The organism is Marinimicrobium locisalis, from assembly GCF_039822625.1.
GTDB lineage: Bacteria > Pseudomonadota > Gammaproteobacteria > Pseudomonadales > Cellvibrionaceae > Marinimicrobium > Marinimicrobium locisalis.
This window is the reverse complement of the sequence record NZ_JBDLLG010000003.1, coordinates 13,551-31,448: the sequence shown is the minus strand read 5'-3', so window position 1 is coordinate 31,448 and position 17,898 is coordinate 13,551. Positions and strand designations below refer to the sequence as shown.

Annotated in this window: 14 protein-coding genes; 11 read left to right on the top strand and 3 right to left on the bottom strand. The window is 54.9% G+C overall.

All coding sequences use genetic code 11. The annotated features are described in order from the left end of the window. Positions 1–263 precede the first annotated feature (263 nt). From AAE514_RS03100 to AAE514_RS03060, 9 genes are all read left to right on the top strand, one after another. The gene (locus AAE514_RS03100; protein WP_347330044.1) at positions 264–1,097 is read left to right on the top strand and encodes an isochorismatase family protein; all 834 of its coding nucleotides are present in this window, start codon (positions 264–266) and stop codon (positions 1,095–1,097) included. Beyond that, positions 1,078–3,009 carry an anthranilate synthase family protein gene (locus AAE514_RS03095; RefSeq protein WP_347330043.1) on the top strand — a complete coding sequence of 644 codons (1,932 nt, stop codon included), beginning with the start codon at positions 1,078–1,080 and terminating at the stop codon, positions 3,007–3,009. Before AAE514_RS03100 ends, AAE514_RS03095 begins: the two co-directional genes overlap by 20 nt. 24 nt (positions 3,010–3,033) lie before the next feature. Then, positions 3,034–4,287, top strand: a complete 1,254-nt coding sequence (locus AAE514_RS03090) for an FAD-dependent monooxygenase (RefSeq protein WP_347330042.1) — start codon at positions 3,034–3,036, stop codon at positions 4,285–4,287. Positions 4,288–4,329: 42 nt separating this feature from the next. Next, a complete protein-coding gene (gene asnB / locus AAE514_RS03085) occupies positions 4,330–6,213 on the top strand; it encodes an asparagine synthase (glutamine-hydrolyzing) (RefSeq protein WP_347330041.1) in 1,884 nt (627 codons plus the stop codon). A gap of 209 nt (positions 6,214–6,422) precedes the next feature. Further along, entirely contained in the window at positions 6,423–7,322 is a 900-nt protein-coding gene (locus AAE514_RS03080) for a LysR family transcriptional regulator (protein ID WP_347330040.1), read from the top strand. A gap of 316 nt (positions 7,323–7,638) precedes the next feature. Continuing rightward, on the top strand, positions 7,639–8,571 hold the full coding sequence (locus AAE514_RS03075) for a hypothetical protein (protein ID WP_347330039.1): 933 nt from the start codon (positions 7,639–7,641) through the stop codon (positions 8,569–8,571). Between the two features lie 382 nt (positions 8,572–8,953). Further along, the gene (locus AAE514_RS03070; protein WP_347330038.1) at positions 8,954–9,535 is read left to right on the top strand and encodes an acyl-homoserine-lactone synthase; all 582 of its coding nucleotides are present in this window, start codon (positions 8,954–8,956) and stop codon (positions 9,533–9,535) included. A gap of 7 nt (positions 9,536–9,542) precedes the next feature. Beyond that, on the top strand, positions 9,543–10,175 hold the full coding sequence (locus AAE514_RS03065; protein ID WP_347330037.1) for a putative antibiotic biosynthesis monooxygenase: 633 nt from the start codon (positions 9,543–9,545) through the stop codon (positions 10,173–10,175). A 14-nt stretch (positions 10,176–10,189) separates the two neighbouring features. After that, complete coding sequence (locus AAE514_RS03060; RefSeq protein WP_347330036.1) at positions 10,190–11,092, top strand: SphA family protein; 903 nt, start codon at positions 10,190–10,192, stop codon at positions 11,090–11,092. Positions 11,093–11,103: 11 nt separating this feature from the next. Here AAE514_RS03060 and AAE514_RS03055 read toward each other — a convergent pair whose 3' ends face one another. After that, on the bottom strand, positions 11,104–11,598 hold the full coding sequence (locus AAE514_RS03055; RefSeq protein WP_347330035.1) for a TIGR02444 family protein: 495 nt from the start codon (positions 11,596–11,598) through the stop codon (positions 11,104–11,106). Positions 11,599–11,676: 78 nt separating this feature from the next. Between AAE514_RS03055 and AAE514_RS03050 the strand changes: the two genes are divergently transcribed. Further along, positions 11,677–13,560: an ATP-binding cassette domain-containing protein gene (locus AAE514_RS03050; protein ID WP_347330034.1), complete on the top strand. Its 1,884-nt coding sequence runs from the start codon at positions 11,677–11,679 to the stop codon at positions 13,558–13,560. 9 nt (positions 13,561–13,569) lie between these two features. Beyond that, on the top strand, positions 13,570–15,075 hold the full coding sequence (locus AAE514_RS03045) for a Ppx/GppA phosphatase family protein (RefSeq protein WP_347330033.1): 1,506 nt from the start codon (positions 13,570–13,572) through the stop codon (positions 15,073–15,075). 104 nt (positions 15,076–15,179) lie between these two features. Here the strand turns inward: AAE514_RS03045 and ppk1 are convergent, their stop codons facing one another. Further along, positions 15,180–17,270, bottom strand: coding sequence for a polyphosphate kinase 1 (ppk1, locus tag AAE514_RS03040; RefSeq protein WP_347330032.1), 2,091 nt, complete (start codon positions 17,268–17,270; stop codon positions 15,180–15,182). Between the two features lie 209 nt (positions 17,271–17,479). Further along, positions 17,480–17,794 carry a DUF4156 domain-containing protein gene (locus tag AAE514_RS03035; protein ID WP_347330031.1) on the bottom strand — a complete coding sequence of 105 codons (315 nt, stop codon included), beginning with the start codon at positions 17,792–17,794 and terminating at the stop codon, positions 17,480–17,482. Positions 17,795–17,898: the final 104 nt, after the last annotated feature.

Sequence of the window (17,898 nt, the reverse complement as noted above, 5' to 3'; positions counted from 1 at the left end):
CCAAAGACGATACATCCATGTATGACCCTTCCTGTCCGTCGCCCGTAGGTTCGAAAATTTCCTGATATCGGCTCCAGTAAAGAAGAGTTATCTGCCACTTCTGCTCTCTCAAATTGAACGATTTTATCGCATTGAAGGAAATTGGGGTCGTCTGCAACCCGCAAGAATTTAAAGACCCTGTCGAATATAGCAGCTATCTCAAAGAAGCCGGCTTGTTTAGCCTACTGAAACCAAGTAGCAAAGCATAAAAGCTTGGTGGGCTTATGACTTATCGTCGATGGCCGGCCTGGAGTGCGAATGCTTTAGGTCGACAATTTTTGACGAAAGCGCATGAGCGCGGCGACGCCATGATAATGACGGCAATGGGTAGTACGGCTGTTTGGCGTGACTTGCTTATACCGATGAATATCATCAACAACTTTCTAAGGAGAGCCACCTTTATGTCGAAAATACCTTCAATTGCACCGTACCCCGTGCCTGGGAACGTCACAACCAATATCGCTAAGTGGAACGTGGATCCCGATCGTGCCGTGCTGCTTATACACGATATGCAGAACTATTTCCTTCGGCCCTTTCCAAGAAACACCGCTCCCCTTGTGGATATGGTAAAGAACGCGGCTCGGTTGAGAGACGCCTGCTCAATTGCGGAAATACCGGTTGCCTACACTGCACAGCCGGGAAGCATGACGAGTGAACAGCGTGGATTGTTGAAAGATTTCTGGGGATCTGGCATGACCACCGCACCCGAGGAACGAGAGGTTACTCCATCGCTCGCGCCGAAATCAGGTGACTGGATGATAACCAAGTGGCGATATAGCGCATTTGTTAAAACAGACTTGCTGAACAGGATGCGGGAAGCCGGACGCGATCAATTAATAATCTGTGGTGTTTATGCCCATGTTGGAGTATTGGCGACCGCCTTGGATGCATTCTCTCACGATATCGAGCCTTTCATCGTATCTGATGCGACAGGGGATTTTTCTGAAGAAGATCATGCCATGGCACTGGAGTATGCCTCACTTCGGTGTGCTTACGTGACTACGGCCGCTCAAACGCTAACACAGCTGGAGATGAAACATGAACCCGAACTATCGTGATGGACCCTCTTCCATAGAGTCGTTGCTTGGTTCATGTCCACCAAACTTTGCCGTGCTTTACCGTCCCGAAGTGTCGGGACCGGATAGAGTCGATATTCTTACGGGAAAGTTCTCCGAGCATGAGTCTTTAGCCAGTGTTGAACTATCAGAGCCCAATGACAAAGGCGGAAAGGATCGCCATGAGCAGTTTATTCTCATTCCTTATAAACAAATTGGTGAGCGCGGCCTTGAAGCCAAAGATGACGGTTCTGAATTGCTGGTAATGGATGTTGATCACCAAAGCTGCATGTCAAAAGCTGATGTGTTGGCGGCAATTCCCGGCATAGATATGCCGCTTTCCAATGCTAAGTTCGATATGGGAGATGACGATTACGCCAAAACAGTGAGTGAGATCCTTCGAAAGGAGATCGGTGAAGGAAAAGGCGCGAGTTTTGTTATTCAACGGTCCTTTACCGGTAACTTCCAAGACTACTCAGTTGCAGGCGCCTTGGCGATCTTCAAGAATCTGGTGGCTAAGTCTTCGGGCTCCTACTGGACGTTCATCGCTTATACCGGTGATAGAGTTCTGGTGGGTGCAACTCCGGAGCGTCATATTACGCTCAACCAGGGCGTGGCGGTTATGAACCCGATTAGCGGAACCTACCGGTACCCCGCTTCGGGGGCGAAGTTGTCAGAAGTCTTGAGCTTTCTGGGAGATAGAAAGGAGGCTGAAGAGCTCTATATGGTGCTTGATGAAGAGCTTAAGATGATGGGGCGAATTTGCGAATCCGGTGGCGTGGTAGAAGGGCCATGCCTAAAGGAAATGGCGCATGTTGCCCATACAGAGTACTACATCAAGGGCACTTCGTCGGTCGGACCTCTCGAAATACTGAGAGAAACGATGTTTGCCCCTTCGGTGACGGGCAGTCCCATAGAAAGTGCCGCAAGAGTGATCCGTGCGTACGAGCCTGCCGGGCGGGGGTATTACAGCGGTGTGGCTGCACTTATAGGAACGGATAACGGCCAGCGAACATTGGACTCGTCCATTCTGATTCGCACGGCCGACATCAATAGGGAGGGACGCCTTCGGTTACAGGTGGGGGCGACCTTGGTGCGTGGATCAACTCCGTTGGCCGAGGCCGAAGAGACAAGAGCGAAGGCAGCTGGCGTTCTGTCGGCAATAGGGATTCACTTAGGCGGGAGCTTTGGTAATCGCCCCGAAGTTGTCGAGCTTCTAAACGAGAGAAACAACTCCATTGCCCCATTTTGGTTATCGGAACGAGCCAGCAGGGCTTCCGAGAACGCCAAGTTTTCCGGAAAAAAAGTGCTGGTAATTGACGCTGAAGATACTTTCTCGGCGATGATCAAACACCAGCTGACATCATTGGGGTGTAAGGTCGAGGTACGAAAATTTGATGAGAGCCTCCCGATAAACCGTGAACATGATCTCGTTCTAATGGGACCTGGTCCCGGGGATCCCTCGGATCTAGCTGACCCAAAGGTGGCGCGCCTTCACTCTACTATCAGGCGCTTTCTGAAAACCGGTCAGCCCTTCGCGGCGGTCTGCCTAAGTCATCAAGTATTGTCACTCATTCTTGGACTCGATGTCGTCCGACGCAAGGATCCCAATCAGGGCGTGCAAAAACCCATCTCGTTGTTTGAGCGTACCGAGACCGTTGGTTTTTACAACACATTCGCCGCCCGGCTATCCAAGAACCAGTTTTTGCTGCCAGGTGGGCGGCTAACTGCAGAGGTCGCGCGAGATGCGTCATCCGACGAGGTACATGCTATTCGAGGGCCAGGTTTTTACAGCGTGCAGTTTCATCCTGAATCGATCTTAACACTCGATGGGGTTCGAATTTTCGAAAGCATTCTCGCGCATGTACTGGAGTCCCAGCCGAGCGATAGGGCTGCCCTAAACAGCGTGGCGTGAGCACATAGAATTGAGGATAAATGTATGGAAATTCTGATAGCAGGCGGAGGCATAGGTGGCCTCGCAGCCGCGATTGCCTGCGCTAATGCGGGTCATGAGGCAATCGTACTGGAGCGAAATCGGGAGTTTACCGAAATTGGCGCGGGAATTCAGTTGGCGCCTAACGCCTTTCATGCGCTGGATCATCTGGGGGTTGGTTCGCGGGTCAAGGAACTGGCGGTTCCCGTTGATGAATTGCGCTTAATGGACGGCCCGTCGGGGTCGACCATCACGCAACTGGCGCTAGGGAAGGAGTACGAGGCTGTATTTGGGAACCCCTACATGGTGGTTCACCGGACCGACCTATACCACTCGCTCCTGGACGCTTGCCAAGCCAATTCCGCCATTAAGCTCGTAACGTCATGTTCCGTCGTGGGATACAGCCAGGGTGCGACGTATGCGCAGGTAAATCTCGAAGGAGGGGAAAACATCCGTGCGGACGCGGTGCTGGGAGCAGACGGTATTCGCTCTTCCATTCGAAGGCAACTCGTGGGCGACGGTGATCCGAAGGTATCCGGTCACACCATTTACCGATCCATTGTACCGATGGAAAAGGTCCCCGAAGACCTTCGATGGAATGCAGTCACTCTTTGGGCCGGGCCCAAGTGGCACTTCGTTCACTACCCCATCGCCAGCGGAAAGTACATGAACCTTGCGGCCACGGTGGACAATCAAGCGACCAAACCCGTGGTAGGGAAGCCGGCTTGCGCCGACTCCGTCAAGGAGTTGTTTGGCGGACTGGATCGCCAGGCCAAGCGCCTGATCAATCTTGGTGAAGGCTGGAAAGAGTGGGTCCTTTGTGATCGAGACCCAATCGAATGCTGGACTGATGGGCGGGTGGCCTTGCTTGGGGATGCCGCCCACCCAATGCTCCAGTATGCGGCACAGGGTGCCTGCATGGCACTGGAAGATGCCGTGCTTCTCGGCGAGCTTTTGAAGGAGGCGGCGGCCGATAGTGTGGCGGCCGCCTTGACTCGCTACAACTTGATCCGGAAGGACAGAACCGCCGATGTAGTGCATGCCGCAAGGTACATGGGGGCGCAGATATATCACGCCTCTGGAGACTTGGCAGTTAATCGAAACGCTACCTTCGCCTCCATGACGCCCGGTGACCTGCATTCGGTACTCGACTGGTTGCACGGTGCCAGGCCGCCCTTTATCGGAGACCGCGAACAGCGCAGTGAAGCCGAGGCTGCAACCGGAAAAACCCAAAGATCGTCACTTAACGCAGTGGCTTAAAGAACCATTAACGAAACAATGTGAGAAGAGGAAATAAGTGCTATGTGTGGAATGACCGGATGGATGAGTTTTGCAAGAAACCTGAGCAACCAGCACAAAATCGCCCAGGCCATGACAGACACCTTAACCAGCAGAGGTCCTGACGCGGAGGGAGTTTGGTTGGACGATCACATCGCCCTGGGTCACCGCCGCTTGTCGGTGATCGACTTGGAAGGGGGTGCCCAACCGATGACAGTCAGCGATGCCAGCGGGCCGAGGGCTGTAATCTCTTATACTGGAGAGGTGTATAACTATCGAGAGCTACGGGACGAACTCATGGAGCTGGGCTACAGCTTCAATACCAAGAGTGATACAGAAGTGGTTCTGACCGCTTATTTGGCGTGGGGAGATAGTTTCGCCGAGCGCCTCAATGGCATCTACGCCTTCGCCATCTGGGATGTCAAGCTTCAAGAGCTTCTTCTTGTTCGAGACCGGATGGGTGTTAAGCCTCTCTATTACTATCCGCTGGACGACGAGATCCTGTTTGCCTCCGAGCCCAAGGCCATACTGGCCCACCCTGATGTGGAAGCCGTAGTGGATGTTGAGGGCCTTCAGGAAATTTTCAGCATTGTGAAAACGCCCGGCCACGCCATATTTCAGGGCATGTTTGAGCTAAAACCCGGCACCATTCTGCGCTGCGGTCGTACCGGTACGAGTGAACACCGTTACTGGTCCCTAGAAGCGAAAGAGCACACCGATGATCTACCCAATACCATCGGCAATATTCGCGATCTAATGGTTGATATTGTCGACCATCAGGTAGTGGCGGATGTGCCGTTGGGGACTCTGCTATCGGGAGGTCTGGACTCAAGCGCTATTACCGTTCTTGCCGCGAACGCACTGAAAGAAAAGGGCGCTACCGATCCATTCCTGGCTTTCTCAATCGACTTTGACGGCTATGAGGAGCAGTTCTCTTCGAACGTACAGTGGGAAGATCCCGATACGCCCTTTGCGGTTGAGGTGGCCAAGCAGGTCAACGCTGAGCACATCAACGTCATGCTGAACAATGACGACATCATGGATTCTAAGACACGCAGAGCCACGCTGAAGGCTCAGGACTTGCCCATATCAACGGGGGACATGGAGTATTCGCTTTACCTATTGTGTAAATCAGTGAAGGACCAGGTGACGGTGGCGTTATCCGGAGAGGGTTCTGACGAGCTTTTCGGTGGCTACACATGGTTCCACGACCCTGAAGCCGTCGCGCTGGATTCGTTCCCCTGGCATCACCCGTTTGAGAAGGCTGGCGGAATTGGGGCGCTTCAGTCACTCGGCCTGTGGGACTCACTGAATCTGGGCAGCTATATCGAGAGCCGCTATCAGGAGGCGGTAGAGGAGATGCCCCGGCTGGAGGGGGAATCTGATGCGGAGACACGCATGCGCCAGATTAACTACTTGAACCTGACCCGGTGGGAGAACTTCCTTCTTGATCGTTCAGATCGTATCAGCGGCGCCGCCGGCCTGGAAATCAGGGTTCCCTTCACCGACCACCGGCTGGTTGAGTACGTCTTCAACACGCCCTGGGCAATGAAGAGCTACGACGGACGTGAGAAAAGCTTGTTACGCGAGGCCATGCGCGGGTTGGTTCCTGACTCCGTGCTGGATCGGAAGAAGAGCCCGTACCCTTCAACTCAGGACCAAGGGTACGAGCTCGCTCTACGTGAACGGGTCAAGTCCATCCTTACCCCGGACTCACCGGTGTTGAAGCTGATTCCCAGAAGCCATATTCAAAAAATGCTCGATGCTCCCCAGGGTGCCTATTCGGTAGGCGGCCCCTGGAGTGCTCGCGCGGTGCTGGAACGTTTGGTTGAATTTGGAACCTGGGTGAGAGAGTACGATGTTACTGTCGATCTGGGCGACAATGCACCGCTTCGAAAGGCAAGCTGATTGAAGCGCACGCAACATTGAGTCGTCGATGAACAGGGCGGCCGAATCGGCCCCCTGCTCAGGTCATCGAATGCCCAGTGGGGAGTACTAAGCTCACCCGGCCCTGGGCACCGTCGACTACCTGGAAATAGGATCGCGCAATTCATCAGTCATGGATCTTCGGTTGGGTCCGTTTTCTGTATTCCCGAATGACCAAATGGAACAATTTTATGAGACCAAAAATATCACTCGAGCACTGGCAGGCGCTCATTTCAGTTGTGGAGGGTGGAAGCTACTCGCGGGCATCTGCTCAATTGAACAAGTCCCAATCGACACTCAGTTATGCCGTAAGCAAGATTGAGGAAATACTGGGAATAAAGGTTTTCAACTTGGTGGGCCGGAAAGCAGAGTTGACGACCGCGGGCCAAGTGCTCTTCCGGCAAGGCCAGTTCTTGCTGCGCCAGGCCTCCCAACTTGAAGAGAAGGCCACTTCGTTGGCCGCTGGATGGGAGTCACAGGTCAGCCTGGCGGTGGAAATGATCTTCCCCCCCAAGTTGTTGCTTGGATGCCTTGAGCAGTTCGCTCAACAGTCACCCGAACCTCGCATTGAGTTGCACGAGTCGGTGCTCGGGGGGACGGAGGAGCTGTTGGAGCAAAGGCAGGTTGACTTCGCGATTTGTGCTCAGGTTCCGACCGGTTGTGTTGGTGATTACTTGATGCATCTGGCATTGGTGGCAGTCGCGGCTCCGTCTCATCCCCTGCACCAGCTTGAGCGAGAGCTGTGTATGGAAGACCTTCGGGAACACCGTCAGCTGATGTTTCGCGACAGCGGCACTCGCCGCGTCACGCCGGCGGCGATGGAAATATCAGAGTCACGCTGGACCGTAAGCCACAGGGAAACCTCCATTCGCGCCGCGTCCATGGGAATGGGTTATGCCTGGTTTCCCAAGGAAGCCATCAAGAGCGAACTGGAAAAAGGCGAACTAAAACCTCTGCCCCTGAAGCAGGGCGCGGAGCGTCGTGTGGCGCTGTATCTTGCCTTTGCCGATACGGAGTCGGCGGGTCCGGCGGCGCGAAAGCTCGCAAAAATCATACGTGAAGCGGCGGCGAACCCGGATCTTCACGAATAATTTGACGTCAGTCATTGTTCGGCTTTCTGTTCAGAAAACAGAGGCCGAACTCGTCAAAACCAGCGAGCACAGAGCACCCTGTGGAATGTGACAGTGTCGTCGGGGAAGATGGCCCGCTATGCTTCTGTTAATGATGATCGGAGGACCGTAGGCAAGAGTTCACTTTTACCCGTGTGGACGCCTATGAGGAGGAGTAGAAGCATGGAGCAGGTCTTCGCGTCTCGCCCTATGGCAGTTGATTCCTTCCTCCCAGATAGTGGCACCCGAATTGGCGGTGCCTCCCGCCGGGCTCCCCGCAATATAGGTATGACTCAGTATGAACAAAGAGACCGACCGCGCAGAAGATGCAGCCCGACCTCCCGCCGCTTTGAGTCTGGCAATAGACAAGGCGATTAACACCTCGTATCACGCTGGCGTGGCATGGCTTATTGTAAAAGGAAGTAATGTGACGTCCGGTTCCACCATGGCTGGGTACCCGAGCAATACGTTGTTCGAGTCAATCAGTCGGGCACGCGGTGCTGAAGCGGTGTACTTGTCGAGTCCTCCCTATGAGCTATTTGTCGATGAAAAGGAATTGTTGGAGGCATTGGAGAAGGCCAATATATGGGAGCTTCATATTCCAAAGATCGCGGAGCAGTGGTGGAAGAAGATTAATGACAAACGCTTTGCCAATGCCACAAGTGTCAAGATAGTTGAACATCCCGTTGACCAAATAGGCAATCAAATATATCACGGCCCCTATACTTTATTGACAAAGAATAGGCCCTGGGTAACGGGAATAACCATGTCTCACCTAAACGGATCCAGTTTGTCAATAAATGGCTTCGAAGAGGATGTTGGGGTAAATCTAAATATTCGGGACACGGTTAGTAGAACCCATGCCATTGCTGTCGAAGGTGGTGAGAAGGATGCACCCTTTGTGCCTGAAAAGAATATTGCTAACGGAGAACCGCCTGTTTATCGAATTAATAGTATTGAGGATTTTATACAGGTTCTCCGTTATCAGAATCTACTTCAGCTTCCAACGTTGTCTCTCGTCGGAAGTGCCGAGATGATAAAGGACTTGATGAATTTAGATCTGATTGATGAAGTTGTACATTACTGCATGGTTCTTTCAGGCGAGTCGGATGGAGTAGAGGACGATGCCATCAGTCGCGGTAATTTTCCGGGGTTGGAGGGGTGGCAGATGACCGGTAGTAGCGTTCTGAAAAGAGGCGTTAGAATAAAGTTTTCTAGGGTTCTTTTCTGATTAATACGAACGGGTTGTATCTATTTAACATAGATCGGAATTAAAGCATGCTGTTCCGGCCGTACGTTATTTTGGTTCCGCTTAGAGCGTGCTTGGTTGTTCGAAGGGTTGAATCGGTTCTCTGCCTGTCTATTTGCGGGCGGACCGATCGACAAAAGTTCTCCTCTGTTAGGTCTGAGTCATTGTGAAACAACACATTCATCCACAACGTCATTATAGCTGAATCTATTCAATGTTGACCCCTGTAGAATGTTCCATACCTATTAATAGGCAGGTGTGGCGCCGCACGCGGATTATGTGTCAGATGTCACAGCTAATTATTACGCGAGGGTCCCTTTACCTTTTGTCACATACTCACTGACAAAGGTAAGGAAAATTGAAGATGGACAATATTCATTTTATCGAAGCTGACGAAGCCCGCGTAGGAACCAGTTTGATTAACGATGTTTACAGGCTCCGAAGTGAAATATTCTCTCATCGACTCGGTTGGGAGGTTAACTCGGAGAATGGCCTGGAGAAAGACGAGTTCGATGCGCTTGAGGTCAGCCATATTGCACTTACGGACAATCAAAAGAAGGTTGTGGGATGCTGGCGAGCCCTGCCTACCAAAGGGCCCTATATGCTGGGTACTGTGTTCCCTCAGCTGCTGCGGGGAGAGCGCCTTCCTCAAGACCCTGATGTTTGGGAAATTAGTCGGTTCGGCGTATGTAAGGATCATGATACAAGAAATCCAGGGATGGTGAGCGAGAATACCGCAAAACTAGTGAAATCATTCTACGACTTTGCGTCATTAAAGGCGATTAAGTCCTACGTCCTGGTAACCACTGTTGCCTGTGAAAGAATACTACGAATTCTGGGTGTCAAAACCCGAAGAATGGGTGATGGACAGTCAATGCAGGTCGGTATTGAAAAGTCGATTGCTCTTTGGGTGGATGTCGATGAAAGTTTGAATCTTAAGGTATAGGTACACCATGAAAGATATGTGTTTCTCGGATCAGAGTTCAGAGCCGCAGGCAACGAATGATAGTAGCTTGCCTAGGCAGTTTGCGACCGCTGTTACCGCAGCGCTGGTTGGGCCTGATGAAGTGGTCCGTTATGAGGCGTGGACCCGTAGCGTTAGCCAGGAGGCAAAGGTTTTCTCGGGCTTCTCCGGAATTGATATTGTCAGGCCTCGGGATAGTCATAATGAGGAATACATTGTCTTGATGAAATTTGACACATTTGAGAACTTAAGAAAATGGCTTGAATCATCCGCCTGCCGAAAACTTATCGCCCGAGCCAGGGACTTGGTCATTACCAGAACGGGTTTCCACATCTCTTATGAATTGGAGCCAGAGTCCGCCCCCTTGATGGACGAGGTAAAGCCACCGGCGTACTACAAGCTGGTTGTTCTGGGCATATTGGCGGTTTACCCACTGGTTCTTTTTACCAACTTTATTTTGGCGCCTATTTTGGTGCAGTTGCCCTACCTGTTTGGGGTTTTTCTGTCCGTGGTGGTCATATGTTTACTAATGACGTACCCGGTCATGCCTTGGCTGGAAAAACTGCTGGGGCCGTGGTTGCACCCGAAGCGCAAGAGAGTATCCAAACTGAATAATTCTTAGAACGAGGTGACTTTATGTACAAACTGATTTTTAGGCTGCTGGCGGGCATCGGCATCGTTAGCGCTCCCACGGTGGCGGCTCAGGTTTCTTTGCCCCAAGTCAATCTTGGGGCCACAAGTTTTCTGGATGGGGTGGGTGGCCCCGGTATTCTTATTCAGGAAACGCCTTCTTATTACTTTGCCGATACCTTCGCCGACCAAGAGGGGCATGCGCTCCCCCTCGATGGGGAGGTTGAGAGCATTTCGACGACGACGCTAATCGCACGTTTAACCGACCGGAAAGTATTGGGTGGGTATTATGGCTACGAGGCATTGATTCCTCTGGCGAGAGTTGAGGCTTTCGGCGGTCGTGGAAGCGGACTTGGAGATATTGGCATCAGCCCCTTTATGATTCAGTGGACGGATTCGCGCCTATTCGGTCGACCGTATAAGCACAGGCTCAACCTGTTTTTTAACCTCCCGACAGGCACCTATAGCGCCGATCGGAGCGTGAACATTGGCAGCAATGCCGCCAGCTTCAATCCATACTACGCGGCGACTCTTGAGCTGTCTGAGGATTGGGCCGTCAGTACCCGCATTCATTATTTGTGGAATGACGAAAATGAATCCCCCAGCCTGTTGCAGGAGGCTGAAAGCACCCAGGCGGGTCAAGCCTTTCACATGAACCTCTCCACTTCCTATAAGATAAGTGAGCACTTTCGTCTTGGGGTCGCTGGATACGCGCTAAAGCAACTGAGTGAACACAAGTTGAACGGGCGGGATATTGCGGGCTCCAAGGAACAGGTTTTTGCGATCGGCCCAGGGTTGGGTTACTACAATGGGAAGTTTACCATCAACTTTAATAGTTACTTCGAGTCCGGTGCAGAAAACCGCTCGGAAGGTGCCCGCTACCACCTGCGCATCGCCAAGGTGCTGTAGAAGGCCGGTTTTCAGCGGCCCGGAAGGAGCAGCCGGCGCGCCTCTTGCTCCTTGGCGTGGGGCAAGGCCAGTAGGCGGGCGTAAACGCTCAGGTTGGCCCCCGGCTCTACCGGGGCGCGCTGGTCATTGTCCAGCCAAGTGAGGGCGAGCTTCTCCAGGCGCTCCTGTACGGCTTGCTCCGCCTTCAGTTCCGCGCTCTTGATGGCCTGGCGGCTGGCTTCCACGGTGGAGTCCTGAGTGCCGTATTCACGTTTAATGTGCTGACGCACTCGCCGAAGGGGCACGATGACGTCGCGGCGCCACGGAGCGATGGAAGCGTCGGCGAGGTGCAACCGGGTTTCATTGAGAACCAGGCCTTCCTGTTCTAGCCAGCAGAGCCAGAGCAGGAGGTTAACATCCGCGCCCCAGTCGTCCTGCAGCGACAGGCACAGTGCTTCAACCCCGGGCTGCCGGTACAAACCGAGGGAGAAGTCCCATAAAGGGGTATTCAGTGGGGCGGGGTTCATGGCCGCGGTCCTTCGAGAGCGTCGTTGGTTTGCGGGGAGGGGCGCCCCTCCCCAATCAGACCTGATAGAATACTGGCCATGATTCAATTTCAGCAAGTTTCTCTTCAGCGCGGCCGCCAGTTCCTGCTGGAACACGCGGACCTCACTCTGTTTCCCGGCCAGAAAGCGGGGCTGATCGGTCCCAATGGCAGCGGTAAATCCAGCCTTTTCCAACTGTTGCTCGGTGGCTTACAGGCCGACGGCGGCCAGTGGGACATGCCCCGGCAATGGCGGGTGGCGCACATGGCTCAGGAGGTGGAAACCCTCGATCGTAGTGCGCTGGACTACGTGCTCGATGGCGATACCGAGCTGCGGCGCCTGGAAGCCGCCATCGAGGAGGCGCAGCATGAGGGCGAGCGGCTCGCTCGACTCTATGCCGAGATGGAGAATATTCAGGCTTACTCGGCCCCGGCGCGAGCTCAGCAACTGCTGAGCGGCCTGGGGTTTGCGCCCGGGGATGAACAGCGGCCGGTGTCCGCGTTCTCGGGGGGCTGGCGCATTCGCCTGAACTTGGCTCAGGCCCTGATGTGCCCTTCGGACCTGCTGCTTCTGGACGAACCCACCAACCACTTGGACCTGGACGCCACGTTATGGCTGGAGCAGTGGTTGCTGCGCTACCCGGGAACCTTAATCATCATCTCCCACGATCGGGACTTTCTCGATAATGTCGTGGATCGGATCGTCGCACTTGAGGGGGCGAAGCTCAACCTATACGTGGGCAACTATTCGGCCTACGAGCGCCAGCGGGCCGAAAATCTGGCCCAGCAGGAGGCCGCGTATAAAAAGCAGCAGGAACAGATTGCTCACATGGAGGCCTACGTGCGGCGTTTTCGCGCCCAGGCCAACAAAGCCCGCCAGGCCCAAAGCCGCCTTAAGGCTATTGAGCGAATGGAAACCATTGCCCCGGCTCACGTCGACTCGCCCTTCGACTTTCGCTTTCTGCCCTCGGGGAAAATGTCCCGGCCCCTGATTAACCTCAATGACGCCGATATCGGCTATGGGGAAACGCCGGTGCTGGCCAATGTGAATCTCGGTATTCTGCCTGAAACCCGCATCGGGCTGCTCGGCCCCAACGGTGCGGGCAAGTCCAGCCTGATCAAAACCCTGGCGGGAGAGCTGCCGCTCCAGCGTGGCGAGTGTCACACCGGGGACAACTTTAAGCTCGGTTATTTCGCCCAGCATCAGCTCGACGCCCTGGACCTGAAGGCTTCCGCCGCGCAACACATACTGCGCCTGTCCCCGGAAACGCGGGAGCAGGAAGTGCGAAACTTTCTCGGTGGGTTCGACTTCCGGGGGGATATGGCCTTCGAGCCCATCACCCATTTTTCCGGTGGAGAGAAGGCGCGCTTGGCGCTGGCGCTGATAGTGTGGCAAAAGCCCAACGTACTGCTGCTGGATGAGCCCACCAACCACCTGGACCTGGAAATGCGCCAGGCCTTGACCCTGGCGTTGCAGGATTTTGAAGGCGCGGTGCTGGTGGTCTCGCACGACCGACACCTGTTACGCAGTACCGTGGATGAATTTCTCTTGGTGGCGGACGGCCAGGTTCAGCCGTTCGAAGGGGACCTGGACGACTATTACCGCTGGTTGTTGCAACGTCGGCAAGAAGACAATGCCGCCGAAGCCGCCGCCGCGCCCGCACCGGCTCAGGACAAAAAGGCCCAACGCCAGGAAGCCGCCGCGCGTCGGGCGAAACTCAAGCCGCTGACCGATAAACTCAAAAAACTTGAACGCCGCATGGAGCAGCTCAGCGCCTCGCTGGCATCGCTTGAAACCGAGTTGTCAGACCCGCAGATTTATGAAGAATCCAATAAGCAGCGTCTGCAGGAGCTGCTAAAATCTCAGGGCGAGACTCAGGGGGAGCTGGACGAGTACGAGGAAGCCTGGCTCACCTTGAGTGAAGAGTTGGAGCAATCGGCCTAGGGACACTGAATGTTTAATCTATCCCGCCTGTTTGGCGCCCGCGCGAGTCATATCGCGGCGATTGATCTGGGCTCCAACAGCTTTCATATGATCATCGCCCGTTGGGAAGATGACCAAGTCACGCTGCTGGATAAACTCCGGGAGCCGGTGCGGTTGGGGTGGGGGCTGACGGAAGACGGACGGCTCGATGAGGATGTGCGCGATCGGGCGCTGGCCTGTCTGGAACGCTTCGGCGAGCGGCTGCGGGACTACCCCTCGCGCCGCGTGCGGATAGTGGGCACCAAAACCCTGCGTAGCATCCGCGACTCCCGGGACTTTTTAAGTGAAGCCCAAAGCCGGTTAGGCCATCCGGTAGAAATCATCTCCGGTGAAGAAGAGGCCCGCTTGGTGTACCTCGGGGTGGCTCACTGCATTGCGCCGGGAGAGGGCCGTCGAGTAGTGGTGGATATCGGCGGGGGCAGTACTGAAATCATTCTGGGCCAGGGTATGTCGCCGGAGCTTAAGGAAAGCCTGAGCATGGGCTGCGTGGCCTTGACCAAGCGGTTCTTTCTGGACGGCAAAGTCACCGACAAACTGATCAAAAAAGCACGAGTAGCCTGCCAGCAGGAGGTGACGCCGGTAGTGGATGAGTTCACCGAGCGGGGCTGGGGAGAAGTGCTGGGGGCTTCGGGCACGGTCAAGGCCGCCGCCAAGGTCTGTGGCCAAAATGGTTGGTCCGACGGCGGGGTTACGGCCGAAGGGCTGGAGAAAATTATTAAAGCCTATCGGGACCATGGCAAGCTGGATCTTAACCTTAAGGGGTTGTCCAGTGATCGGGAGCCGGTGTTTCTCGGCGGGGTGATTATTCTGGCGACGCTCTTTGAGAGTCTCCGCTTCAAGACCATGCAGGCGGCCGAATGGGCACTGCGTGAAGGGCTTCTGTACGACCTCAAGGGCCGGCTCGAGAACCGGGATATTCGCCAGCAAAGCGTCGATGCGCTGGCCAAGCGGTTCCACGTCAACCTGGCCAAGGCGGCGGCGGTCGAAGCCACGGCCCGGTCACTGGTGGAGCAGGTGGCCGATGGTTGGAAGCTGGAGCCGGAGGAGGCGTCCAAGCTGCTGGGATGGGCCGCGCGGCTGTATCCCGTCGGGCTGGATATCTCCCACTCCGACTACCACAAGCACAGCGCCTATATTATCGAGAACGTCGATCTGGCAGGCTGCTCCAAGGCCGAGCAGTCCCAGCTGGCGGCGCTGGCCTTGGCGCACCGAAAGCGTTTTCCCGCGAAAAAATTTCCGATGGATAACACCGAGCTGGTGCACCTGGCGATCTTGCTGCGCCTGGCGGTGATTTTTAACCGGGCGCAGAAAAAAACCGAACTGCCGCCCATGACGTTCAAGGCGGAGGACAAACGTCTGAGTTTGACCATTCCCGGCAATTGGTTGGAAGCCAATCCGCTGACCCAGGCGGACTTGGAAGGGGAGGCGGGTTATCTTAAAGAAATTGGGTACGAGTTAACGCTGGCTGCCGCGTGAAGTCCCTGCAATGGCGGATGCGCAAGCTTATCCGCCCTACGGGTTACTGAGAGGTTCCATGTAGGGCGGATAAGCCTGCGCATCCGCAACCTCTGCGGCCGACTCTACACCGGCGTCAACTGCCGGGCCGCCCACCGCTCCAACAGAATCGCCTGTGAATCAATCGGCTCTTCGCCGTCTTTCGGTTGCAAGTGCTCATAGCTACCATTGGGCTGCAAAATCCAGGCGTGGGTATTGTCCGCCAAGTACAGTTCCAGGTCCTCAATAATCCGGTCGCGAATTTTCTTGTGCTTGATTGGAAAGCAGGTCTCCACCCGGTGGAACATATTGCGAATCATCCAGTCCGCGCTGGAGCAGTACAGCTCCGGGTTGCCGCTATTCTCAAAATAGAAAACCCGGCTGTGCTCGAGTAGGCGCCCGACAATGGAGCGAACGTGAATGTTATCGGAAAGCCCTTCAATGCCGGGGCGTAGCTGGCAGATGCCGCGCACGATTAACTCGACTTTTACCCCGGCCTGGGCGGCCGCGTAGAGCTCATTGGTGAGCTCTTCCTCATATAATGAGTTCATCTTGGCGATAATGCGCGCGGGCTTTCCGTTCTCGGCATTTTCTCTCTCGGTGCGAATGCGCCGCACCATGCCCTTGTGCAGTGTAAAGGGCGCGTAGAGCAAGCATTCCATTTTCGATGCTTTTCCCAAACTGCTCAGTTGGAGGAAAACCCGATAGACATCGGCCCCCATGTCCCGGTCGCAGGTCATCAGACCGTAATCGGTATAGAGCATGCTCGTTTTAGGGTGGTAATTGCCGGTGCCCAGGTGTACGTAATAGCGCAGCTTACTCTCTTCGCGGCGTGCCACCAGCAGCATTTTCGCGTGGGTTTTGAAACCCACCACGCCATAGATGACGTGAATACCGTAGCGTTGTAGGCGCTCGGCCAAGGCCACGTTTTGCTCTTCGTCGAAGCGTGCGCGCAGCTCCACAATGGCCGTCACTTCCTTGCCGGCCTTGGCGGCGGCCACCAATGCGTCCACTACCGGCGAGTTGGTGCCGGTGCGGTACAGCGTCTGCTTGATGGCCAACACATTGGGGTCCGCGGCCGCCTCGCGCAGGAAATCCACCACCGCATGAAACGAATCGAAAGGGTGGTGGAGCAGAATGTCTTGCTTTTTTAGCGCTGAAAAGTAGCTGTTGGCTCGCTTGGGCAGCTTGGGCATGGCCTGCACGAAGGGGACAAAATAATAGCGACTGTCTTTAATCAGGTCGAACAAGTCCGACAAGCGGTTCATATTGACCGGCCCGCTGATGCGGTAAACATCCCGTTCGGTAATCTCACAGCGCTGGACCAGAAAGTCTTCAAGCTCCTTGGGGCAAGTATCGGCTACCTCCAGGCGTACCTCGTCCCCGTACTGGCGGTAGACCAGCTCGCCCTGCACGGCGCGCAACAAATCCTCAGTTTCCTCTTCATCCAGAAAGATGTCCGAATTGCGGGTTAGACGGAACTGATAGCTGTCGATGACCGTCATGCCGATAAACAGCTCGGCCATGAAGTAGTGAATAATGGACGAAATAAAAACAAAAGTCCGGCCTTCACCGCCCACCTCGGAGGGCAACTCAATCATGTGGTTGAGCGAGCGGGGCACTTGCACAATGGCCCGGCCGGAGTTCCGGCCAAAAGCATCTTTGCCTGCCAACTTGACGATAAAGTTTAGGCTTTTGTTTAAAATTCGGGGAAACGGGTGCGCCGGGTCCAACCCAATCGGGCTGAGCACCGGCAAAATGTCGGTTTCAAACACCTGTTTCAGGTAGCTGATTTGGAGCTCGTTCCACTCCTCCCGACGCAGTACCCGAATGTGGTTCTCGCGCAGCATCGGCAGAAGCTGCTCATTGAGGATGTAGTACTGCTCATACACCAGAGAGTGAGCACGTTCGCATACCTCGGCCAACGTCTGTTCCTGGGTCAGCCCATCGGGGCCGGCGGGAGTGGAGGTATTCAGCTCCAGCATCTCCACCAATCCGCCCACCCGCACCTCGAAAAATTCGTCCAGGTTGGTGGCGAAGATGCAGGCAAAGCGCAGTCGCTCCATTAGCGGCAAGGAGTGGTCGTAAGCCTGGTAAAGCACTCGCTTATGAAACTCGAGTAGGCTGAGCTCGCGGTTGAAAAATGCGTTGGACACCATGTAACCCTGTTGCGTCATAAAAACCGCTGCCCACCTTATGACAAAGACATGACAATAATAAGTCAGGCGCCAGGGGATTCCCTTTGAGCCGTGCTATCAGCGAGTATAGCAGGCCGGCCGGCGTGAACGTTTCACGGTGCAATGGCGGACCGGGGCGGGGTTAGGTGCTAACGGGGAAAGCTTGTTCAGCCGCCCGCCCAAGAGGGCGGACGACGGCGGGGCGAGGGTTACTGGCAGTCGTAAATGGAAAAAGTCTGGCGACCGTCTTTGGGCTCAGTCTTGGGCACAATGGTGTCGCCGCCCAGCTCGACCGCTTCGTTCTTACCCATGGCTACCAGCTCCTTAGCCACTTTCTCTTCGCTGCGGGCGATTGGCCCCAGGCTATCGGCGACGCTGACATTGGTGTCACTCAGTTTTTCGCAGCCGCGCACGTTGCCCATGGTGCCCACCACCACATCTTCGGCTTTTTCCGAGACGTTAACCCAGGTACAGGCGCTAGCGGCAAAACAGGCGCTCAGGGCGAGCAGAGACAGTTTCTTCATGGAGGTATCCTCTCAATCAGTGAAATAGGGTCCGTTCAGCTCCGGTGAGACTCCACCGTCGGGAGCAGGTTCCCCAAAAGGTGTGGTCCCTTATACCAAAGGGC